The organism is Leclercia sp. GLN_9 (assembly GCF_043105735.1).
GTDB classification, from domain to species: domain Bacteria; phylum Pseudomonadota; class Gammaproteobacteria; order Enterobacterales; family Enterobacteriaceae; genus Enterobacter; species Enterobacter adecarboxylatus.
On sequence record NZ_JBICLV010000014.1, the window covers coordinates 1 to 21,606 of the forward strand.

The window sequence follows — 21,606 nt, forward strand, 5'->3', positions numbered from 1 at the left end:
CCGTATATTACGTTTTCCTCATTCAGAGTCAAGCGATTATTTTTGCTTTTCTCTGCCGGCGTTCATCTCTGAAGCCTGCTGTCACGGCGGTTTGTAATCCGTTGTTCCGTGTCAGTGGAGGCGCATTATAGGGAGTTCTTCGGCAGTGACAAGAGCTAATTTAAAAAAATCTTTCAACCGTCTTTTTTTTGCTCAAAAACGTGCTACAGCGCTAGTTTTTCGAGCGTTTCGAAGCCGTAACGATGTAAAACGGGTAAAAGTTGCTCAGTCTCAGCGGTCAATGCCATGCAATAAGCAATATTCGCGTCGGTAGATTTCGCATCTGGCGCTTCATGTTCAAGCAGCCATGCGGTGCGACGGGCAATAGCTGCCCCCGAGTCTACCAGTCGGGTACCTTCCGGCAGTACGGCAAGCAGCTCGTCCTGCAATAAAGGGAAATGCGTGCAGCCGAGTACAACCGTATCTGGCGGCTCCTTCATACGCAGCCACGGACGCAGAACGCGGCGTAACTCTTCCAGTGATACCGGTTGGCCGTGTAATTTCGCTTCGGCCATCTCCACCAGCTCGGCTGAACCTAACATCGCGATCTGACACTCATTGGCAAAGCGTTCGATCAGCTCGCGGGTATAAGGACGCTTAACCGTCCCGCGCGTTGCCAGCAGTCCCACCACGCCATTCGCCGTCAGGCGTGCCGCAGGTTTAATCGCCGGCACCACGCCGACAACCGGGAATGGGAATTTTTCGCGTAAGGCTGGAAGGGAAACCGTACTCGCCGTATTACAGGCAATCACCGCCAGAGCGAGAGGGTAATGCTGTTGTACAGCAGTCACGATCTCAATGACGCGCTCGACAATAAAGTCTTCGCTCTTTTCCCCATACGGAAAAGCCACGTTATCGAATGCATAGATGTAATGAAGATCCGGCAGTAAATGCCGAATCTCATCATAGACTGAAAGCCCACCGACACCGGAGTCAAACACCAGTACGGTGGGACGTGGGTCAGAAGGTGTAGCTGCCAGACAAGGTGTATTCCCGTCCTGCAGTTTCGTAGCCATAAACTGTCTCGTAGTCTTTATCGAACAGGTTGGCGATTTTACCACGAACTGTAAGGTGAGAGGTGACAGGATATGAAACTGCGAGATCCCACAAACTGACCCCACCCATTTTCACGCGCTCTGAGGTGAACGTATCAGGATTGTACGCCACGTCATAACGGGTGCCCAGGTAACGGTAGGCCAGATTCCAGTCGAGATCCCACACCTGGGTATCCAACTGGTACTTCACCTGCTGCTTAGAACGGCGGGCCAGCACCTCGTTGGTTTTGGCATTGCGCGGGTCAACATAGTCATAAGAGATCTGATGTCCCACCGGGCCGGTATCAAACTGCGCCGTAGCTTCGATACCTTTAATGCGCGCTTTATCGACGTTGTAGTAGCGGAACGTACGCGGGTCGCTGCTAATCAGGTTGTCGATATCATTACGATATCCTGATACGCGCCAGGTGACCGGGCCGGTCAGCCCCTCGAAGCCACCTTCCCACTGCTTGCTCTCTTCCGGCTTCAGGTCCGGGTTGCCATAGCTCGCACTGTGGATCTGGCTCATGGTCGGCGCTTTATAGGCCGTGCCGTAGGAACCGATGATCCGGTAACCGTCGATAAACTCCCATCCGGCGCTGGTCTGCCAGGTGCTATGGTTACCAAAGTTAGAGTTATCATCATTACGTGCTGCGGCTTCCAGGGTGACACTATCAAACTGCTGCATGGCAGACAGGAATACCCCGGTGTTGCGCTGCGTGTAGCCTTGATCCAGATAACCTGTTCCCGCCTCGGTTTTTTGTTTCTGCCAGTCCAGACCCGCGCCGATATTGCCGTGGCCAACCGTCACGGTGTTCAGCCATTGAGCGGTGTACTGCTTAACGTCATCCGTAGTGGCAGAAGAAGCATAACGGCCTTTGCTCGGATCGTAGTTCTGGTCTTTACTGCGACCATACCCGCCCACCAGTTGAGTCTGGTAGATCCCCTGGTTATAGCGCAATCCGGTATCCCAGTTCTGGCTATACAGCTGGCGCGTGTCCGGCAGGCCATCGACCATAAAGTTAGCGTCATAGTGCTCATAGCCGTCATACGCCGTGCGGTTGTCATAACCCAGTCCCCGCACGAAACCGCTCAGGTTATCGGTGAGCTGCTGCTCAACCGAGCCAAACAGCGACTTACTCATAAAGCCGTCACGATCGGGCTGGCGTGGCGCATCCGCCGCATCGATATCAAAGCCGCGGGTATAGGTATAGTTGCCGCCGAGGGTGATTTTGGTTTTATCCAGTACCTGCTGGAAGGACCCATCGTAAGATTGATACCCTTTCGAGCCGACGCTGGCAGTGATTTCAGCGCCTGGCTTGTCCCGGCCGGTGATGATGTTAATCACGCCGCCAATAGCATCCGAACCATACAGGGCGGAACGCGGGCCGCGAATGTATTCGACACGTTGAATGAGCGAAACGGGGATTTGGCTGAGATCCGGTGAGTTACTGATGCCGGCGTTATTCAGTGGAATGCCGTCGATCAATATCAGCACATGACGGGATTCCGTTCCGCGAATAAAGGTAGAGGAATTGGCACCCATGCCGCCGCTTTGGGCGATATCCACACCCGGTAAGCGTGACATGATTTCAACGACGCTTTTTGCCTGCCAGCGTTCAATATCTTCCCGGGTCACAACGGAGCTAGGGGCCAGAACGGTGTTAGCAGGTTGAGCAACACGGTTAGCCGTTACGACCAGCGCGTCTGCGCCAGATTGCGCCCAGCCCGAAAATGCCGTGACGGAAAGCGCCGTCAACAGCGATACTTTTTTTATCATTGTAAAAGCATCCACAATATAAGAAGGATGCCGCAGGCCTCACCCATAGCACGCGATGATGAAACCAAATGCGACGTAATTCCGGCAGGTCTTCGGGCTAGGTGGCTTTATAAGGATGAAGACTTCCCATTTTCACAGTGTCTACAGCTCTCATCCCGCCAGTCTTTACCGCTGCGCGTCAGCTCCAGATTTGCACTGGATTCCCTTTTCACTCTCAAGAGACCGGAAACATAATGCTACATTTAGACACGTATAGATGTCCAGACTGCTGTTAACCATTAAGGCTGGACATCCCCTGTACAATCCCTACAATCCCCGCGTAATTCATCATCAATCAGGAAGCATCATGACCCCCGAACACCTCCCGACAGAACAGTACGACGCGCAACTGGCAGAGAAAGTCGTCCGTCTGCAAAGTATGATGACGCCTTTTGCTGCGCCTGCGCCTGAGGTGTTCCGCTCCCCGGTCAGTCACTACCGTATGCGTGCCGAATTCCGCATCTGGCATGACGGCGACGACCTTTATCACATCATCTTCGATCAGCAGACCAAAAGCCGTATCCGCGTGGACAGTTTCCCGGCGGCCAGCGAGCTGATTAACCAGCTGATGACCCTGATGATGGATGGCGTGCGTAATAATCCGCTGCTGCGCCATAAGCTGTTCCAGATTGACTACCTCACCACCCAAAGCAATCAGGCCATCGTCTCGCTGCTGTACCATAAAGCGCTGAATGACGAATGGCGCCAGGCCGCAGAAGCCCTGCGTGATGCACTGCGTGCGCAGAACATCAACGTGCATCTGATTGGCCGTGCGACAAAAACCAAAATCACGCTGGATCAGGATTTCATCGACGAGCGTCTGCCGGTGGCGGGCAAAGAGATGATTTATCGCCAGGTGGAGAACAGCTTTACTCAGCCGAACGCGGCGATGAACGTGCAGATGCTGGAGTGGGCACTGCATGCCACTGAAGGTTCAACCGGCGATCTGCTGGAGCTGTACTGCGGTAACGGTAACTTCTCGCTGGCGCTGGCGCGTAACTTCAATCGCGTTCTGGCTACCGAAATTGCCAAACCGTCGGTCGCTTCCGCCCAGTACAACATCGCGGCTAACCACATTGATAATGTGCAGATCATTCGGATGTCGGCGGAAGAATTTACTCAGGCGATGAACGGCGTGCGGGAGTTTAACCGTCTGCAGGGAATTGATCTGAAGAGCTACCAGTGTGAGACGATTTTCGTCGATCCACCGCGCAGTGGGCTGGACAGCGAAACCGAGAAGATGGTGCAGGCGTACCCGCGTATTCTGTATATCTCCTGTAACCCGGAAACCTTATGCAAGAACCTGGAAACATTAAGCCAGACGCACAAGGTTGAACGTCTGGCATTGTTCGATCAGTTCCCGTATACGCACCATATGGAGTGCGGTGTGTTACTGACGGCCCGGTAAATCGTAATGCCGGGTGGCGCAGCGCTTACCCGGCCTACAAACACATCTTACTCTGGCAGCTGCTGTTTACGGTTGCGCATTTTAAAGCCGATCCAGAACACCAGCGCCACAGACAGCACCGCAGGCAGGAAGTTAGAGCCAATGTCCGGGTACTCTGCACGCACCACGGTGCTATACAGCAGGACGCCCAGCACAAAGAACGCCGCCGACAATGCCGGTAACCCCACCGGCATGGTGCGATTCTGATAACGCTGATGCAGACAGTACACCGTCAGCACCAGAGAGATCATCGGGAAAACCGAAAACGGCACAATAGAGCTAAAAATCGCTGCAAACGTACCGTTAATGGATAAGCCAGCGATCAATGCCAGCAACAATGTTCCTTTATCCTGTCCTGTCTGTTTCATTACTCACCTTTCACTCATCGGATTGATGCGCCAGTTTTTCTTGTTCACGGCGATACCAGTAATAAGCCCCTTTAGAGATCATCCGCAGTTGCAATACCAGTCGCTCTTCGAGTTGTTTGCGTTGTTCAACGCTCACATCCAGTGCTTCGGCGCCCGCACTGAAGACTATTGTCACCATCGCCTCGGCCTGCGCTTCAGTGAAGGCGCGCGGCATATGGTTTTCGAGTTCAAGATAGTCGGCAAGTTCCGCAATAAAATGCTGAATCTCACGCGCCACGGCGGCACGAAACGCGGCCGACGTACCAGAGCGTTCCCGCAGCAGTAAACGAAACGCGTTGGGATTGTTGCCGATAAACTCCATAAAGGTGGAAACGGAGGTGCGGATCACGCTGCCCCCTTTAGCAATACGCTGACGCGCCTGGCGCATCAGCTGGCGGAGCATCAGCCCGCTTTCATCCACCATGGTCAGACCCAGTTCATCTACGTCACGGAAATGACGATAGAAAGAGGTAGGCGCAATCCCGGCTTCGCGTGCGACTTCGCGCAGGCTCAGACTGGCAAAACTTCGCTCGGCACTCAGTTGACTGAATGCCGCTTCTACCAGCGAACGCCGGGTTTTCTCTTTTTGTTGTGCTCTTACGCCCATCACGATAGTTGAATCCTTCCAAAGGCCCGCTGGCACTATACCAGAGAATAAAATTAATCGGTTTACCTGGCTTACAGAATGACGCTTTCCATGTTGTTTGTGCTCCATCACGCGAAAAGAGCACAACGATAATTGGGTTATCCCGCCAATGATGTTACTATTCTGTTGCTTTTATGTATAAGAACAGGTAAGCCTTACCATGTCACATTCCTACGATTACGACGCAATAGTTATTGGTTCCGGCCCTGGCGGCGAAGGCGCTGCTATGGGACTGGTTAAGCAAGGAGCCAGAGTCGCGGTTATTGAGCGCTACCATAATGTTGGCGGCGGTTGCACCCACTGGGGCACCATCCCTTCTAAAGCCCTCCGCCACGCTGTCAGCCGCATTATTGAATTCAACCAGAACCCTCTTTACAGCGATCACTCCCGTCTTCTCCGTTCATCATTTGCCGATATCCTGAACCACGCTGATACCGTTATTAATCAGCAGACCCGTATGCGTCAGGGCTTTTATGAACGTAATCACTGCGAAATTTTGCAGGGTAACGCCCATTTCGTGGATGAACATACGCTGGCGCTGGAGTGTCATGACGGTTCCGTCGAGACCATCACCGCCGAGAAGTTTGTGATCGCCTGCGGCTCACGCCCGTACCGTCCGGCAGATGTGGATTTCTCCCATCCGCGCGTCTACGACAGCGACTCCATTCTGAGCCTGCACCATGAGCCGCGCCACGTACTGATTTACGGTGCTGGGGTGATCGGCTGTGAATATGCTTCCATCTTCCGCGGCATGAACGTCAAAGTTGACCTGATAAACACCCGCGACCGCCTGCTGGCGTTCCTCGATCAGGAGATGTCCGACTCGCTCTCGTACCACTTCTGGAACAGCGGCGTGGTGATTCGTCACAACGAAGAGTATGAGAAGATCGAAGGCTGCGATGATGGCGTGATTATGCACCTGAAGTCCGGCAAAAAGCTGAAAGCCGACTGCCTGCTCTACGCTAACGGTCGTACCGGTAATACCGATTCGCTGGCGCTGGAAAACATCGGCCTGACCACTGACAGCCGCGGGCTGCTCAAGGTCAACAGCATGTATCAGACCGCTCTGCCGCATATCTATGCTGTAGGTGACGTCATTGGTTATCCAAGCCTGGCGTCGGCCGCTTATGACCAGGGGCGCATTGCCGCTCAGGCGCTGGTGAAAGGTGAAGCGACGGCGCATCTGATTGAAGATATCCCGACCGGCATTTACACCATTCCTGAGATCAGCTCAGTCGGGAAAACCGAACAGCAGCTGACGGCCATGAAGGTGCCTTACGAGGTGGGTCGCGCCCAGTTTAAACATCTGGCGCGGGCGCAAATCGTCGGGATGAGTGTGGGTACGCTGAAGATCCTGTTCCATCGCGAGACGAAAGAGATCCTCGGCATTCACTGCTTCGGTGAACGTGCGGCGGAAATCATCCACATCGGCCAGGCGATCATGGAGCAAAAAGGTGGCGGTAACACCATCGAGTATTTTGTTAACACCACCTTTAACTACCCGACCATGGCAGAAGCCTATCGGGTTGCGGCGCTGAACGGCTTAAACCGCCTGTTTTAACGCACTGTCGAAACGGCCATCCATCGAACTGCGGATGGCCTCTGCCAGCTGCTCATAGCGGCTGCGCAGCGGCGACCCCGGGCGATAGACCAGGCCAATAGTACGACGCGGCTCCGGCTTGATGCACGGCAGATAAACCACCCCGTCACGGCGACGCTCTGGCGGAACGGACAGCGCTGGCAGCAGCGTAATACCACTTCCCGCCGCTACCATGTTACGCAGCGTTTCCAGACTGGTTGCGCGGAAGTGGGTATCTTCATCGGCACCCGCTTCAAAACAGAAGCCCATCGCCTGATCGCGCAGACAGTGACCATCTTCCAGCATCAGCAGCTTTTCACCGGCCAGATCGGCCATCGGTACGCGATCGCGGTTCGCCCACGGGTGATCCTCATAGATCGCCAGCATCATCGGTTCATCAAACAGCGGGACTTCGATAAAGGATTCACTCTCTTTGACCAGCGCGAGGATCGCGCAGTCGAGTTTGCCGCTATCTAACTGCGCCAGCAGCTGATGCGTTTGCGCTTCATGCAGGTACATTTCGAGTTTTGGGAAAGTCTGATGCAGCATCGGAATAATTTGCGGCAGCAGGTATGGGCCAACGGTAGGGATCAGGCCAATATGCAGCGGGCCGGACATAGTCTCCCCCTGCTGGCTTGCCATTTCCTTGAGCACTTTGACCTCGCGCAGCACGGTGCGCGCCTGATCCACCAGCAGAAGACCTGCCTGGGTGAACAGAACCTTACGACTGGTGCGCTCCAGCAGCATCACACCAAGTTCGTCTTCCAGCTTACGGATCTGACCGCTAAGCGTAGGCTGACTGACGTGGCAGGAATCTGCCGCGCGGCGAAAATGGCGGTGTTCAGCTAATGCAACCAGGTATTCAAGATCACGAATATTCATTATTCATCCTCCGTCGCCACGATAGTTCATGGCGATAGATAGCATAGCAATGAACGATTATCCCTATCAAGCGTTCTGTTGAATAATGCATCACAGAGACGAAGCGGCACTGATTACCCTTGAAGTCCTGCCCGTCTAACGAGTTTTTCTCAAAGCTCGAACAACTAAAGCCAACGTGAACTTTTGCGGACCCCGTGGTCCGCTTTTTTTTTGCGTTAAAAAACGGGATAAAAGCAAAATGGCAACCGAAGTTGCCATTTTAGGGTGTGATCTCTCGAACTAAAGGAAAGAGCCGGGGTGGGGCACCAGCCCGCACGCATTAAAGCAGACGGGTTTTTGCATCCGCAATGGCCTGCGCCACCTGCTGCGGCGACACGCCGCCTTTTGCCGCACGCTTATCCAGGCACGACTGCAGCGCCAGAATAGGGTAAACATCATCACCAATCACGTTGCTGAATTTTTGCAGGTCAGCCAGAGATAAATCTTCCAGCGGTTTACCCTGACGAATGGCTTCTACCACCGCTTCACCCACAATATGGTGCGCTTCACGGAACGGCACGCCTTTGGCGACCAGGTAATCCGCCAGCTCGGTGGAGTTAGCATACCCCTGCTGGGCCGCTTCCTGGCAACGCGGACGTTTCACCTGAATGCCGTCCAGCACCAGCGCCGCCATATGCAGACAGTCCAGCCAGGTGTCGAGCGCGTCGAACAGCCCTTCTTTGTCTTCCTGCATATCTTTGTTGTACGCCAGCGGCAGCCCTTTCAGGGTCATCATCATGCCGGTCAGCGCACCCTGCACGCGGCCACACTTGCCGCGGATCAGCTCCAGCGCATCCGGGTTTTTCTTCTGCGGCATCAGGGAAGAGCCGGAAGTCACACGATCCGACAGCTCCACAAAACCGGCTTCGCCAGAGTTGAAGAAGATCAGGTCTTCGGCGAAGCGCGACAGATGCACCATACCGATTGACGCATTTGAGAGCAGCTCCAGCACGTGGTCACGGTCGGAGACGCTGTCCAGGCTGTTGCGGGTGGCGGAAGCAAAGCCCAGCCAGCCGGCCAGCTGCTCACGGTCGATTTCATACGCCGTACCGGCCAATGCGCCGCTGCCCAGCGGGCTAACGTCCAGACGCTTTAAGGCATCCTGCAGACGACTCTCATCACGCGCCAGCATCTCAACGTAGGCCAGCGACCAGTGAGCAAAGGTGACAGGCTGCGCACGCTGCAGGTGGGTATACCCTGGCATCACCGCGTCCTGGTTGTTTTGCGCGGTTTCCACCAGCGCGCTCTGCAGCTGACGGTTCGCCGCCAGCAGTTCCACCACGGTATCTTTACACCACAGCTTCAGGTCGGTCGCCACCTGGTCATTACGGCTCCGGCCGGTGTGCAGCTTTTTACCTAACTGGCCGACTTTGTCGATCAGTTTGCCTTCCACCCAACTGTGAATATCTTCGGCATCGCTCTCGAGGATTTGCTGCGGGTTCAGACGCACCTCTTCCAGCAGGTTGTTCAGCGCCTCTTCCAGCTGCAGCTGTTCGTCTGCGGTCAGCACGCCAACGGTGACCAGCGCTTTGGACCAGGCCACAGAGCCGACAATATCCTGCTCGGCCAGGCGGTAGTCGAAGCGCAAAGAGTCGTTGAACTGTTTGAACCGTTGATCCGCTGCCTGTGTAAAACGCCCACCCCAAAGTGCCATAACATGCTTCCTTTATTCGTTAGTTCTGCCGGGTGGCGCTACGCTTACCCGACCTACGGTCTTGTCGGCCCGGCAAGCAGAGTGCCGCCGGGCAGTAAATATTAAGCCAGAATACGGGTACCAATCGGCGTGCCGTTGAACAGGGCTGGCAGTTGCTCGGCATGACGCCAGGAGGCGATATCCACCGGGCGGCCAAGCGTGCGCGCGGCATCCAGCGCCGCATTCACTTTCACAATCATGCCGTCGGTAATAATGCCCTGGGCGATCAGCTGCTCAGCCTTCGCCGCAGTCATTTCCGCAATGCGCTGGCCTTTGCCGTCCAGAATACCGCTCACGTCAGAGAGGAGAATCAGGTCTGCGCCCAGCGTCGCCGCCAGAGCGGTAGCCGCCTGGTCTGCGTTGACGTTCATCAGCTCGCCCTCTTCGGTCACACCGATAGAGCTGACCACTGGCAGGAATCCCCCTTCCAGCAGGGTGTTAATCAGCTTAGGCGAACCCGGCTGCGCCAGGCCTACATGCCCCAGCTCTTCGTCAAGCTGGGTCACTTTTACGCTGTCGCCATCGCCGAGATAAAGGCCCACGGAGGCGATATGGTGTTTCTTCGCCCAGGCCAGCAGCGTTTTGTTGGCAGTGCCCGCCAGCGCGCCGGTAATGATGTCGATCTGGTCGGCAGGCGTGACACGCAGGCCATTCTTCTTTTTCACCGGCAGGTTAAGGCCTTTCATTAACTCATCAACCACACAGCCGCCGCCGTGGACAATCACCAGCGGGCGTTGATGGGATTCGCGATAGTTAACCAGCGCGGTAAACAGACGCTCCAGCGCCTCTTCGCTGTCCAGCAGCACACCACCAAGCTTGATAATTAATGGGTTCATCATCACACCTTAAATAAGAGACTGCGTTTCAGCATAGCCAAAACGAATATTTGCGCACTGAACAGCCTGGGCGGCTGCGCCTTTCAGTAAGTTATCTTCTGCGGCCACCACAATCAGGTGCTCACCCTGCACGGCAAAGCCGATATCGCAGAACGGCAGGCCGACCACATTTTTCAACGCCGGCACGCCTTTGTCATACAGACGTACCAGCGGTTTATTCGCATATGCCTGCGTGAAAGCCTCGCCTACCTGCTCTTTGGTCACGCCCGGTTTCAGACGGCAGGTGATGGTTTCGAGGATCCCGCGCGGGAAGTTGCCCAGGTGCGGAGTGAAGATGACTTCCGCCCCCAGATGGGTAGTGATTTCCGGGTGATGACGATGATTAAACACGCCATACGGCTGCAGGCTCACTTCACAGAAGCTGTTGGAGATAGCCGCTTTGCGCCCTGCTCCGCTCACGCCGCTGGTAGCGTTGATCACTGGCCACTGGTTGAGATCCAGCAGGTCTGCATCGATCAACGGCTTCAGGGAGAGTTGCGCCGCCGTCGGGTAGCAACCCGGCACGGCAATCAGGTTCGCTTCTTTCAGCGCATCTGCGTTCCACTCCGCCAGACCATATACTGCTTGTTCAAGCAGATCCGGGTGCTGATGGGTGAAACCATAGTATTTTTCATAGAACGCGGCGTCATTCACACGGAACGCACCGGAGAGATCGAATACCACGCAGCCGGCCGCCAGAAACTGCGGCGCCAGGTCGTGGCTAACTTCGTGGGCGGTGGCTAAAAACACCACGTCCACGCCGTCGGTAAACGCGCTGATATCCGACATTGGCTGCAACGGCAGATCAACAATCCCTTTAAGTTGCGGATGTAAATCGGAAATTAACTTTCCTGCATCATTGCTTTGCGCTGAGACAGTCAAAGCGGTTATGGTCATATGAGGATGGCGATTCACGTAGCTTACAAGCTCTGCGCCCGCATAACCGCTAGCGCCTACAATCAGCGTATTCAACATCGGGTTCCTTTATGCTCAACGTTAATGTATTTTTATTCACATTTATTGCATGAATATTGATACTATCACGACCTAAGGTGTGTCAACAATGAAAATGAATTTACCGCCATTTATCGAGATCTACCGCGCCCTGATTGCCACGCCGTCCATCAGCGCAACGGAAGAAGCGCTGGATCAGAGTAATGAGACTTTAATCAATCTGCTGGCGGGGTGGTTCAGCGATCTCGGGTTTAAAGTGGAAGTTCAGCCCGTCCCGGGAACCCGTAATAAATTTAACCTGCTCGCGAGCACCGGGCAGGGTGCGGGCGGCCTGCTGCTGGCGGGACATACCGATACCGTACCGTTTGACGATGGCCGCTGGACGCGCGATCCCTTCACCCTGACCGAGCACGACAACAAGCTCTACGGGCTGGGCACCGCGGACATGAAAGGCTTCTTCGCCTTTATCCTCGACGCGCTGCGTGACGTGGACGTGAAAACGCTGAAAAAGCCGCTCTATATTCTGGCGACTGCCGATGAAGAGACCAGCATGGCAGGCGCGCGCTACTTCTCTGAAAACACCGCAATTCGCCCGGATTGCGCCATTATCGGCGAGCCAACCTCCCTGCAACCTATCCGCGCGCATAAAGGCCATATCTCCACGGCGGTGCGCGTGCTGGGCCAGTCCGGCCACTCCAGCGATCCGGCGCGCGGCGTTAATGCCATCGAACTGATGCACGACGCCATTGGCCGCATCATGACCCTGCGCGACGATCTGAAAGAGCGTTATCACTACGATGCGTTCACCGTGCCGTATCCGACCCTCAACCTCGGCAGCCTGCACGGCGGCGATGCGTCCAACCGCATCTGCGCCTGCTGCGAACTGCATATGGATATCCGCCCGCTGCCGGGCATGACCTTAAGCGATCTTGACGGCTTGCTGAATGAAGCGCTGGCCCCGGTGAGCGAGCGCTGGCCGGGCCGCCTGACGGTTTCTGAACTGCATCCGCCGATCCCGGGCTATGAGTGCCCACCGGACCATCAACTGGTGGAGGTGGTGGAAAAACTGCTCGGCGAAAAAACCGACGTGGTGAACTACTGCACCGAAGCGCCGTTTATTCAGACTCTCTGTCCGACGCTGGTCCTCGGTCCGGGTTCCATCAACCAGGCCCACCAGCCGGATGAGTATCTGGAAACGCGCTTTATCAAACCGACCCGTGAACTGATCACCCAGGTTGTGCATCACTTTTGCTGGCATTAATGACTGTCCCCCTCTCTCACGAGAGGGGAAAAATCTCATGATCTTCGTCACACTCCTATAAGCATCTCTTATCTGACGCAAAGCGAATTAAATTTCGTAAATTGCCCGCATTTATTCGTTTGCTGAACCGTTTTCGCAGCAATTGACGACGGGGGTTTTACGTGGCTTTATAAAGGGAGATGACAAAATAATGTCCGTTGGATGTCTGGCCGGGCATAAACAAAAATGATGGGGTGACTGGGTTTTTATGAACGAACAATATTCCGCGTTGCGTAGTAATGTCAGTATGCTCGGCAAGGTGCTGGGAGATACCATCAAGGATGCGTTGGGCGAGAACATTCTCGATCGCGTTGAAACAATCCGTAAGCTGTCTAAATCTTCCCGTGCCGGTAACGAAGCCAACCGTCAGGAGCTGCTCACCACGTTGCAGAACCTCTCTAACGACGAGCTGCTGCCCGTTGCCCGTGCCTTCAGCCAGTTTCTTAACCTGGCGAATACCGCCGAACAGTACCATAGCATTTCGCCGAATGGCGAAGGGGCCAGCAACCCGGAAGTGATTGCCCGCACGCTCAGAAAACTCAAGGACCAACCCGATCTCAACGAAGCGACCATCAAAAAGGCCGTTGAGTCTCTGTCACTGGAGCTGGTGCTGACCGCCCACCCAACTGAGATTACCCGCCGCACCCTGATCCACAAAATGGGTGAAGTGAACAACTGCCTGAAGCAACTTGATAATAAAGAGATTGCTGACTACGAACGTAACCAGCTGATGCGCCGTCTGCGCCAGTTGATTGCTCAGTCCTGGCATACCGATGAAATCCGTAAGCACCGCCCAAGCCCGGTTGACGAAGCCAAATGGGGCTTTGCGGTGGTGGAAAACAGCCTGTGGGAAGGGGTGCCTAACTACCTGCGCGAGCTGAATGAACAGCTGGAAGAGAACCTCGGCTATCGCCTGCCGGTGGATTTTGTTCCGGTGCGCTTCACCTCCTGGATGGGCGGCGACCGCGACGGCAACCCGAACGTTACCGCCGAGATCACTCGCCACGTCCTGCTGCTCAGCCGCTGGAAAGCCACCGATCTGTTCCTGAAAGACATTCAGATTTTGATTTCAGAGCTGTCGATGGTCGAAGCCACGCCAGAACTGCTTGAGCTGGTAGGTGAAGCCGGTGCAACCGAACCTTACCGCTTCCTGCTCAAAAACCTGCGCAGCCAGCTGCTGGCCACTCAGGCCTGGCTGGAAGCGCGCCTTAAAGGCCAGCGTCTGCCGAAACCCGCCGGTCTGCTCAGCCAGAACGAGCAGCTGTGGGAGCCGCTATACGCCTGTTATCAGTCACTGCAAGCCTGCGGGATGGGCATCATCGCGAACGGCGAGCTGCTCGATACCCTGCGCCGCGTGAAGTGTTTCGGCGTGCCGCTGGTGCGTATCGACGTGCGTCAGGAAAGCACCCGTCACACCGAGGCGCTGGGCGAGCTGACCCGCTATCTCGGCATTGGCGACTACGAAAGCTGGTCAGAAGCCGACAAACAGGCCTTCCTGATCCGCGAACTGAATTCCAAACGTCCTCTGCTGCCGCGGAGCTGGGCACCAAGTGAAGAGACCCGTGAAGTGCTCGACACCTGCAAAGCGATCGTCGATGCGCCGAAAGGATCGGTGGCGGCCTATGTGATCTCCATGGCGAAAACCCCGTCTGACGTGCTGGCGGTTCACCTGCTGCTGAAAGAAGCGGGCATTACCTTTGCTCTGCCGGTCGCGCCGCTGTTTGAAACGCTCGATGACCTGAATAACGCCAACGACGTGATGACCCAGCTGCTGAACATCGACTGGTATCGCGGCTTTATCCAGGGCAAGCAGATGGTCATGATCGGCTATTCCGACTCCGCAAAAGATGCGGGCGTGATGGCCGCCTCCTGGGCGCAGTATCAGGCACAAGATGCGCTGATCAAAACCTGCGAAAAAGCCGGGATTGAACTGACCCTGTTCCACGGTCGCGGCGGCTCGATTGGCCGTGGCGGTGCCCCTGCTCATGCGGCCCTGCTCTCTCAACCGCCGGGCAGCCTGAAAGGCGGCCTGCGTGTGACCGAACAAGGCGAAATGATCCGCTTCAAGTACGGTCTGCCGGAAGTTACCATCAGCAGCCTGTCGCTCTACACCAGTGCGATCCTCGAAGCGAACCTGCTGCCGCCGCCGGAGCCGAAAGATGCCTGGCGTCATATCATGGACGAACTGTCCGATATCTCGTGCGATATGTACCGCGGCTATGTGCGCGAAAACAAAGACTTCGTGCCTTACTTCCGCTCGGCAACGCCGGAGCAGGAGCTGGGCAAACTGCCGCTGGGTTCACGTCCGGCAAAACGTCGCCCGACCGGCGGGGTTGAGTCCCTGCGTGCTATCCCGTGGATCTTCGCCTGGACGCAGAACCGACTGATGCTCCCGGCCTGGCTGGGTGCCGGTGCCGCTCTGCAAAAAGTGGTGGAAGACGGGAAGCAGAACGAACTGGAATCCATGTGCCGCGACTGGCCATTCTTCTCCACGCGCCTCGGCATGCTGGAGATGGTGTTCTCGAAAGCCGACCTGTGGCTGGCGGAATACTACGATCAGCGTCTGGTGAAACCGGAGCTGTGGGCGCTGGGCAGCGAGCTGCGCGAGCTGCTGCAAGACGACATCAAAGTGGTGCTGGATATCGCCAACGACTCCCATCTGATGGCCGATCTGCCATGGATTGCCGAGTCCATCCAGCTGCGTAACATCTACACCGACCCGCTGAACGTGCTGCAGGCAGAGCTGCTGTACCGTTCGCGTAAAGCGGAAGAAGAAGGTCTGGAGCCGGATCCACGTGTGGAACAAGCGCTGATGGTCACCATCGCAGGTGTTGCGGCGGGCATGCGTAACACAGGTTAATTAACCGCGACGGACATCATCACGGCAAAGGCCATCCAATTAGGATGGCCTTTTTCAATTATCAACGTTAATGTTGCCCTGTCTGCATCCGGCAAGGGAAAAACATGTATCACGACGTCAACCACCTTCTCTCCCGCCTTATCAGTGGCGCTACGCCATTGCGGCATATTTATTTTGCCAGCACCAGCGGCCCGGTGCCGGAACTGGCCTATAAGGTGGATTTCCCGCGCCTGGAGATCGTGCTGGAGGGTGAACTCATTGACGCAGGTCTCACGCTAACCCTTATCCCCTGCGATGTCCTCTATGTTCCGGCGGGTGGCTGGAACTTTCCGCAGATAAATAGCCCGGTGACGACCTTCAGCATTCTGTTTGGTAAACAGCAGCTCGGCTTTAGCGTGGTACAGTGGGATGGCAAACACTATCACAATCTGACGAAGCAGCACGTTGCACGCCGGGGGCCGCGAATTGGTTCTTTCCTGTTACAGACCCTCAATGAAATGCAGATGCAGCCGCAGGAGCAACACACCGCCAGACTCATCGTCACCAGCCTGCTCAGCCACTGTCGCGATCTGCTCGGCAGCCAGATCCAGACCGCATCGCGAAGCCAGGCGCTGTTCGAAGCCATTCGTAATTATATTGATGAGCACTACGCCATGGCGTTAACCCGGGAGTCGGTGGCGCATGCGTTTTATATCTCACCCAATTACCTCTCTCATCTGTTTCAAAAAACGGGGGGGATGGGCTTTAATGAGTACCTGAACCATACGCGGCTGGAGCACGCCCGGATGTTGCTGAAAGGGTACGATCTGAAGGTCAAAGAGGTGGCCCACGCCTGTGGGTTTGTCGATAGTAACTACTTTTGCCGCCTGTTCCGTAAAAACACCGAGCGCTCCCCCTCGGAATATCGCCGGCAGTATCACAGCCAGCTCACGGAAAAATAGTTATTCCACAATAAAGTGGGTTTGCTGCGGAGCGGAAAGCAGCCTACGCACGGCGCTCATCACGCGCTGCGGTTCCCGCAGAAAAGCGCTGATACCCGATTGTACGTAACGGCTGGAGGCAAACCGCTCCGCCCCTGCAAGCTCAATATCCGTAATCAGCAGCACCGCATCCGCCCGGCGGATATCCTCTTCCGCTAAGGGGTTTTCTATTCCCAGCGCCCCCTGGGTTTCAATCTTGATGTGCCATTTTTCTTGCTGACAAATCTTCTCGAGGCGCTCGGCAGCCATGTAAGTGTGCGCAACGCCGCTAACGCAGGCGGTTACGGCAACCAGATATCGTCCAGATGGCACTGTCATATTAACCTCCTACGGTGACCTCAAATCCGGCACTTTCCGCCCACTGACGGTAAGCTGCCACTTCTTGCGCCGACGGAGCGGACACCTCTCTCATCGACCACTGTTGCCCAAGCAGACGATACTTTGGCTCACCGTATTGATGAAACGGTAACAGATGCAGGTGCCTGATACCCAGAGACGTCAACAACGTAAGCGCCTGATGCATATTCTCTTTGCTGAGCGTGTAGCCAGGGATCAGCGGCAGCCTTGGCGTGACCGCAATCCCTTCCTGCACCAGCAACCGCAGGTTTTCCACTACCCGCGGCTGATTCATGCTGACGACTTCGCGGGCCTGCCGCGCGTCCATAATTTTAAGGTCAAACAGCACCTCATCACAGCAACGCGCCAGGGGTAGCAAGCGGCTGGCGGGCGCATCTCCGGCGGTTTCAATGGCGCAGGGCACGCCCCAGCTACGCAGACGTTGCAAAAACCGCGTCGCAAAGGGGGCCTGCATCAACACCTCGCCGCCCGATAAGGTCACGCCGCCCCCGGAAGCGCGAAAAAAGACTTCATCTTTCATCACTTCGCGGGCCAGTTCATTCAGGGTGACTTCACGCCCTACGGCCTCAAAAGCCCCGGAAGGGCATTCATCGGCATCCCGCTGGCAGGGCGAGCAGTGCAGGCATTTACTCTTACGCCGTACGGTTTCGATCCTGGGGGAGATCGATTCCGGGTTGGCGCACCACGGGCAGGTATGCGGGCAGCCCTTGAAGAAAACCACCGTGCGGATACCTTGCCCGTCGTTCAGGGAATAGCGCTGAATATTGAAGATGCGCGCGACCTCATCGCCGCGCGGATCAATCACCTCACAGCTGATGCGCGGTGCGGCGGATGATGTCATCCTGGATCTCCTTCGACAACTCAACAAAGAAGGCGCTATAGCCCGCAACGCGTACCACCAGACCGGCAAAATCCTGTGGCCGACGCTGTGCATCACGCAGCGTATCGGCATTCACCACGTTAAACTGCACGTGCTGTAATTTCAGCTGCGTAAAGGCACGCAGGAAATCCGCCAGCTTATGCAGCCCTGCATCTCCTTCCAGAGTGGCAGGTGTGAACTTAACATTCAGCAGCGTACCGTTAGATAACAGCATGTTATCCAGCTTGCTTACCGATTTCAGCACCGCGGTCGGCCCCTGCATATCCTGGCCCAGCATTGGCGACAGACCGCCGTCAGCTAACTGTTCTCCGGCATAGCGCCCATCCGGCGTGGCCCCGACGACCGAGCCCAGCGGCACATGTGCCGAGACGGTATAAGAGCCGGGAGTGAAGTAACCGCCACGCGGGTTAGCGTATTTTTCAACTTCTTTGCAGTAATGGCGAAGCAATTCGGCGCTAATATTATCCACATCATCAATATCGTTACCGTATTTTTCGAAGCGGTTAATCAGCCTGGCGCGTACTTTTTCCCCTTCCGGGGTGGCAAAATTCCCCTTCAGCACTGCCAGCAGTTCATCGAAACTTAAGCGTTGCTGTTCAAAGACCAGCCCCTTCAGCGCATGCAGCGAGTCGCTGAGGTTAGCGATACCAATCCCCTGCACGCCAGAGAAGTTATACCGCGCACCGCCATCGGTAATATCGCGGCCCTTATCCAGACAGTCACTGATAAACGATGAAAGCAGCGGCACCGGCGCCCAGTCGCGGTGGCCGATATCGCAGATATTGCTGCCCTCGACCATCAGTTGGATGTAATGGCTGATTTTGGCGCGGATTTGCGTCAGTAACCCCTCATAGCTCAGCGCATTATTGCCTTCGTTTTCATGCAGGCAAATTTCCATTACCTTCAGCAGGTTAAACATGGCGATATCATGCAGACCGTAAGTTCTGCCGGGAATCGACAGTTCCACGCAGCCCACCACCGCGTAGTCGCGGGCATCTTCCAGCGACACGCCGCGGTTCAGGAACGCAGGCACGACCACTTCGTCATTAAAGATCTGCGGAATACCCGTGCCGAGACGAATGGTCTCAGCGGTTTTTAGCAGGAATGGCGTGTCGATCAACGCATTGGTGCGCACACCAAGGTTAGGCTGCGGCAACTGGACGTTCTGATAAGCATCGAGGCAGAGGAAGGAGAGCACGTTGACTGCGCTACGCCCACTTTCGGTCAGCCCGCCGAGCAGGGCGGTGTAGCCGGTCGGGAACCCGGCAAAGTAGCGCGCACTGCTGGTAGAGCGTAACAGCACGATGTCATTGCATTTTACCCACAATGACTCCAGCAATTCCTTCAGGAAAGCGGGATTTTCACCCTGCGTGAGCGAAGCCTGATAAAACGGCAGCATATACTGGTCAAAGCGCCCCAGCGACAGGGAACTGGCGTTGGACTCGTATTGCAAAATAATGTTCATGTACCAGAACAGCTGGCACGCCTGCCAGAAGGTTTGCGGCTTGTGCTGGGCGTTATGGCGAGAGTTGGCAGCAATGGCCAGCAACTCCTGACGACGCTGCGCGTCAGGGCAGTTCTCGGCCATGTTTTCAGCCAACAGCGCATAACGCAAGATATGGCTTTGCGAGGCCTCAAGCAGCAGCAGTGCGGCCTGGTAGAACGGGTTATCCGGCTGCTGTTGGCAGTGCTGGCGCATCTGCGCTACCAGCTCGTCCAGGCCGTTATTCAGCAGATGCGGATAGTCGATAATGATGTGCCCCTGCCCTTTGTCCGTCTGGTTGACGCTAAAAATCTGCGTGCTGACGGCCGCCTTCACCTCGTCAGTCATCTGGCCGTTGATAAAATCTTTCATTGAGCGCTTTTCCCAGTAAGGGAAGAGCTCGTCACGATAGATGCGTTTGTCCTCATCGCTGATCGCAAAACGGTCCTGCGGCCGCGTCGGGAACTGTTCCAGCTCTTTCAGCAGCCAGTAGGGATCCATCTCTGGCGACATAATCCCCGCGCGCGGCTTCACAGTACGGTTACCGGCGATTAATTCCTCATCACGAATCGAAATCTCAACATGCTCAAGGATATACGCCGTGGCTTTGGCGCGACGCAGAATAACCGGCTCGCCCTCGGTCTGCCGATGGCTGGCGGTATAGAGCAAAGCGCGTTCGAGCGAAATTTCTCGGTTATGTGCAAAAAGCGCAGCTTTCAGGCGCTGGGTACGATTCGTCATGAGGAACTCCTGTAAAAATACAAACCCGCCCGAATGGGCGGGAAAGGATTAAGCGGTTTGCGCCAGATGGGCGTCGATTTTGTTCATGATGGCGTCGGCACGTTTGACGGCATCGCTGATGTTGACGCGTACAATGGTTTTCCCGGCAAAACGTTCTTCAAATTTGATGCCGATATCTTTGGTCAAAATGACCATATCGGCCTCAGCCACATCGGCGGCGGTCAGTTCGTTCTCCAGGCCGATCGACCCCTGCGTCTCCACTTTGACTTCCCAGCCCTTCGCTTTTGCGGCACTTTCCAGCGCTTCGGCAGCCATGTATGTGTGGGCAACGCCAGAAGGACATGCGGTTACAGCAATAATTTTGGTCATGGTTTATTCCTCACTTAATTCATTTCGAAATCTAAATCCAGGTCGTCTTCTTTCTCACTGACCGGGTCAACATTCTTGCGAGCCAAACTTTTCAATACGTTAACGCAGACTGCCGTCACCAGCGCCCCAACGGCAATGGCGGCGAGGTAGCCGAGTTTGCCCTCAACAACGGGCAGCACGATCACGCCGCCCCATCCTGCATAACACTGGGCACCCAGCAGCGCGGCGGTTACCGTACCGCAGGCAGAGCCCACCATGATGGAAGGGATCACGCGCAATGGATCAGCCGCCGCAAAGGGGATTGCCCCTTCAGTGACGCCAACACAGCCCATTACCAGCGCCGCTTTGCCGGCTTCGCGTTCTTCACCGGAGAAGTTTTTACGGCCCAACAGCGTCGCCAGACCCAACCCCAACGGCGGCACGCAGATGCCCACGGCGGCGATGGCAACCACGGTGTAGACTCCCTGCGACACGCAAATAAGCATGAAGGCATAGGCCACCTTGTTCACCGGGCCGCCCATGTCGAAGGCCAGCATCAGGCCCATGATCACCGCCAGCAACACGATGCTGCCCTGCTGCATACCTTGTAACCACTGGGTCAGGCTGGTGGTCAGCGCGCCGACAGGTTCGCCCAGGCCCCACATCATCACGCCCGCGGTAATAAAGGTGCCGATAATAGGAATGACGAAGATAGGCATCACCGAGCGCAGGACCTTATGCACCGGGATTTTTTTCAGGTAATAGACCACGATGCCACCGATGATCCCGGCAATCAGCGCCCCGAAGAACCCGGCGCCGAAGCTGTTGCCGACCCAGGCGCCAATCGCACAAGGTGCCAGCGCGGCGCGCTCGGCGATGGAGTAACCAATATAGGCCGCCAGGAAAGGCACCATCAGGGTCAACCCCGCCACGCCGATATCAAACAGCTTTTTGAGGTTTGGATCGGTCGCCGCATCCGGCACGGCGCCTTTGCCGTACAACATGACGGAAACCGCCAGCAGGATCCCACCCGCTACCACAAAGGGGATCATGTGAGACACGCCGGTCATCAAATGTTGACGGGTGTTTTTCAGGATCTGCACCAACTCTTTCATAAGTCGCTCCCGGGCCAGTGTGTGCCCATATCCATAAAGATGTTGTGGCAACAATAGGCAATCAGGCGGGAGGCAGACAGTGGATAAAAAGGCCATTTACTGGATTTTTGTAATGTCAGTACAAAAAT

General features: G+C 55.8%; 18 protein-coding genes and 1 riboswitch. Of the genes, 5 read left to right on the forward strand and 13 right to left on the reverse strand.

The features are described from left to right. Positions 1-203: 203 nt before the first annotated feature. Together murI and btuB are read right to left on the reverse strand one after the other, a co-directional pair. Positions 204-1,055, reverse strand: a complete 852-nt coding sequence (gene murI / locus ACF8PE_RS08345) for a glutamate racemase (protein WP_032615226.1) — start codon at positions 1,053-1,055, stop codon at positions 204-206. Beyond that, positions 1,000-2,853, reverse strand: coding sequence for a TonB-dependent vitamin B12 receptor BtuB (gene btuB, locus ACF8PE_RS08350; protein WP_392494766.1), 1,854 nt, complete (start codon positions 2,851-2,853; stop codon positions 1,000-1,002). Before btuB ends, murI begins: the two co-directional genes overlap by 56 nt. A gap of 65 nt (positions 2,854-2,918) precedes the next feature. Further along, positions 2,919-3,095, reverse strand: a riboswitch (cobalamin riboswitch). 104 nt (positions 3,096-3,199) lie between these two features. On the opposite strand from btuB, the gene trmA reads away from it, so the two are divergent. Next, the gene (gene trmA / locus ACF8PE_RS08355) at positions 3,200-4,300 is read left to right on the forward strand and encodes a tRNA (uridine(54)-C5)-methyltransferase TrmA (RefSeq protein ID WP_150872713.1); all 1,101 of its coding nucleotides are present in this window, start codon (positions 3,200-3,202) and stop codon (positions 4,298-4,300) included. Positions 4,301-4,347: 47 nt separating this feature from the next. Here the strand turns inward: trmA and ACF8PE_RS08360 are convergent, their stop codons facing one another. Then, positions 4,348-4,707 carry a YijD family membrane protein gene (locus ACF8PE_RS08360; protein WP_032615232.1) on the reverse strand — a complete coding sequence of 120 codons (360 nt, stop codon included), beginning with the start codon at positions 4,705-4,707 and terminating at the stop codon, positions 4,348-4,350. 10 nt (positions 4,708-4,717) lie between these two features. Next, a complete protein-coding gene (fabR, locus tag ACF8PE_RS08365; protein WP_032615233.1) occupies positions 4,718-5,356 on the reverse strand; it encodes an HTH-type transcriptional repressor FabR in 639 nt (212 codons plus the stop codon). A gap of 196 nt (positions 5,357-5,552) precedes the next feature. On the opposite strand from fabR, the gene sthA reads away from it, so the two are divergent. Continuing rightward, the gene (sthA, locus tag ACF8PE_RS08370; RefSeq protein ID WP_032615234.1) at positions 5,553-6,953 is read left to right on the forward strand and encodes a Si-specific NAD(P)(+) transhydrogenase; all 1,401 of its coding nucleotides are present in this window, start codon (positions 5,553-5,555) and stop codon (positions 6,951-6,953) included. Here sthA and oxyR read toward each other — a convergent pair. From oxyR to argC, 4 genes are all read right to left on the reverse strand, one after another. Continuing rightward, positions 6,936-7,853: a DNA-binding transcriptional regulator OxyR gene (oxyR, locus tag ACF8PE_RS08375; RefSeq protein WP_032615235.1), complete on the reverse strand. Its 918-nt coding sequence runs from the start codon at positions 7,851-7,853 to the stop codon at positions 6,936-6,938. The two genes, sthA and oxyR, sit on opposite strands and share 18 nt — an antisense overlap. 319 nt (positions 7,854-8,172) lie before the next feature. Continuing rightward, positions 8,173-9,546, reverse strand: coding sequence for an argininosuccinate lyase (gene argH, locus ACF8PE_RS08380; RefSeq protein ID WP_032615236.1), 1,374 nt, complete (start codon positions 9,544-9,546; stop codon positions 8,173-8,175). Between the two features lie 101 nt (positions 9,547-9,647). Then, a complete protein-coding gene (gene argB / locus ACF8PE_RS08385; protein ID WP_098946274.1) occupies positions 9,648-10,424 on the reverse strand; it encodes an acetylglutamate kinase in 777 nt (258 codons plus the stop codon). Positions 10,425-10,430: 6 nt separating this feature from the next. Further along, the gene (gene argC / locus ACF8PE_RS08390) at positions 10,431-11,435 is read right to left on the reverse strand and encodes an N-acetyl-gamma-glutamyl-phosphate reductase (RefSeq protein WP_163604057.1); all 1,005 of its coding nucleotides are present in this window, start codon (positions 11,433-11,435) and stop codon (positions 10,431-10,433) included. Between the two features lie 88 nt (positions 11,436-11,523). Here argC and argE point away from each other — a divergent pair, with 88 nt between their 5' ends. The 3 genes from argE to ACF8PE_RS08405 all read left to right on the forward strand — a co-directional run bounded on the left by argE (position 11,524) and on the right by ACF8PE_RS08405 (position 16,515). Continuing rightward, a complete protein-coding gene (argE, locus tag ACF8PE_RS08395; protein ID WP_032615243.1) occupies positions 11,524-12,675 on the forward strand; it encodes an acetylornithine deacetylase in 1,152 nt (383 codons plus the stop codon). A gap of 247 nt (positions 12,676-12,922) precedes the next feature. Further along, a complete protein-coding gene (gene ppc, locus ACF8PE_RS08400; RefSeq protein WP_032615245.1) occupies positions 12,923-15,574 on the forward strand; it encodes a phosphoenolpyruvate carboxylase in 2,652 nt (883 codons plus the stop codon). 104 nt (positions 15,575-15,678) lie between these two features. Further along, complete coding sequence (locus tag ACF8PE_RS08405) at positions 15,679-16,515, forward strand: helix-turn-helix transcriptional regulator (RefSeq protein WP_392494767.1); 837 nt, start codon at positions 15,679-15,681, stop codon at positions 16,513-16,515. On the opposite strand, the gene ACF8PE_RS08410 is transcribed toward ACF8PE_RS08405, so the two are convergent. The 5 genes from ACF8PE_RS08410 to ACF8PE_RS08430 are packed head-to-tail and all read right to left on the reverse strand — an operon-like array spanning position 16,516 to position 21,478. After that, entirely contained in the window at positions 16,516-16,872 is a 357-nt protein-coding gene (locus ACF8PE_RS08410; protein ID WP_032615249.1) for a PTS fructose-like transporter subunit IIB, read from the reverse strand. A 1-nt stretch (position 16,873) separates the two neighbouring features. Continuing rightward, positions 16,874-17,752: a [formate-C-acetyltransferase]-activating enzyme gene (locus tag ACF8PE_RS08415; RefSeq protein WP_392494768.1), complete on the reverse strand. Its 879-nt coding sequence runs from the start codon at positions 17,750-17,752 to the stop codon at positions 16,874-16,876. Continuing rightward, positions 17,718-20,015, reverse strand: coding sequence for a formate C-acetyltransferase (locus ACF8PE_RS08420; protein WP_392494769.1), 2,298 nt, complete (start codon positions 20,013-20,015; stop codon positions 17,718-17,720). The genes ACF8PE_RS08415 and ACF8PE_RS08420 overlap by 35 nt, the downstream gene beginning before the upstream one ends. A gap of 48 nt (positions 20,016-20,063) precedes the next feature. Then, complete coding sequence (locus ACF8PE_RS08425; protein WP_032615255.1) at positions 20,064-20,384, reverse strand: PTS fructose-like transporter subunit IIB; 321 nt, start codon at positions 20,382-20,384, stop codon at positions 20,064-20,066. Between the two features lie 14 nt (positions 20,385-20,398). Beyond that, a complete protein-coding gene (locus ACF8PE_RS08430) occupies positions 20,399-21,478 on the reverse strand; it encodes a PTS fructose transporter subunit EIIC (RefSeq protein WP_032615257.1) in 1,080 nt (359 codons plus the stop codon). Between the last annotated feature and the right edge of the window lie 128 nt (positions 21,479-21,606).

Excerpts from the sequence above, each read along its gene's own strand:
- ACF8PE_RS08360 (WP_032615232.1), bottom strand. The coding sequence starts at position 4,707 with ATGAAACAGACAGGACAGGATAAAGGAACATTGTTGCTGGCATTGATC.
- argE (WP_032615243.1), top strand. The coding sequence starts at position 11,524 with ATGAAAATGAATTTACCGCCATTTATCGAGATCTACCGCGCCCTGATT.
- ACF8PE_RS08420 (WP_392494769.1), bottom strand. The coding sequence starts at position 20,015 with ATGACGAATCGTACCCAGCGCCTGAAAGCTGCGCTTTTTGCACATAAC.
- ACF8PE_RS08410 (WP_032615249.1), bottom strand. The coding sequence starts at position 16,872 with ATGACAGTGCCATCTGGACGATATCTGGTTGCCGTAACCGCCTGCGTT.
- ACF8PE_RS08415 (WP_392494768.1), bottom strand. The coding sequence starts at position 17,752 with ATGACATCATCCGCCGCACCGCGCATCAGCTGTGAGGTGATTGATCCG.
- sthA (WP_032615234.1), top strand. The coding sequence starts at position 5,553 with ATGTCACATTCCTACGATTACGACGCAATAGTTATTGGTTCCGGCCCT.
- argB (WP_098946274.1), bottom strand. The coding sequence starts at position 10,424 with ATGATGAACCCATTAATTATCAAGCTTGGTGGTGTGCTGCTGGACAGC.
- btuB (WP_392494766.1), bottom strand. The coding sequence starts at position 2,853 with ATGATAAAAAAAGTATCGCTGTTGACGGCGCTTTCCGTCACGGCATTT.
- ACF8PE_RS08425 (WP_032615255.1), bottom strand. The coding sequence starts at position 20,384 with ATGACCAAAATTATTGCTGTAACCGCATGTCCTTCTGGCGTTGCCCAC.
- argH (WP_032615236.1), bottom strand. The coding sequence starts at position 9,546 with ATGGCACTTTGGGGTGGGCGTTTTACACAGGCAGCGGATCAACGGTTC.
- ACF8PE_RS08430 (WP_032615257.1), bottom strand. The coding sequence starts at position 21,478 with ATGAAAGAGTTGGTGCAGATCCTGAAAAACACCCGTCAACATTTGATG.
- ppc (WP_032615245.1), top strand. The coding sequence starts at position 12,923 with ATGAACGAACAATATTCCGCGTTGCGTAGTAATGTCAGTATGCTCGGC.
- oxyR (WP_032615235.1), bottom strand. The coding sequence starts at position 7,853 with ATGAATATTCGTGATCTTGAATACCTGGTTGCATTAGCTGAACACCGC.
- murI (WP_032615226.1), bottom strand. The coding sequence starts at position 1,055 with ATGGCTACGAAACTGCAGGACGGGAATACACCTTGTCTGGCAGCTACA.
- ACF8PE_RS08405 (WP_392494767.1), top strand. The coding sequence starts at position 15,679 with ATGTATCACGACGTCAACCACCTTCTCTCCCGCCTTATCAGTGGCGCT.
- argC (WP_163604057.1), bottom strand. The coding sequence starts at position 11,435 with ATGTTGAATACGCTGATTGTAGGCGCTAGCGGTTATGCGGGCGCAGAG.
- trmA (WP_150872713.1), top strand. The coding sequence starts at position 3,200 with ATGACCCCCGAACACCTCCCGACAGAACAGTACGACGCGCAACTGGCA.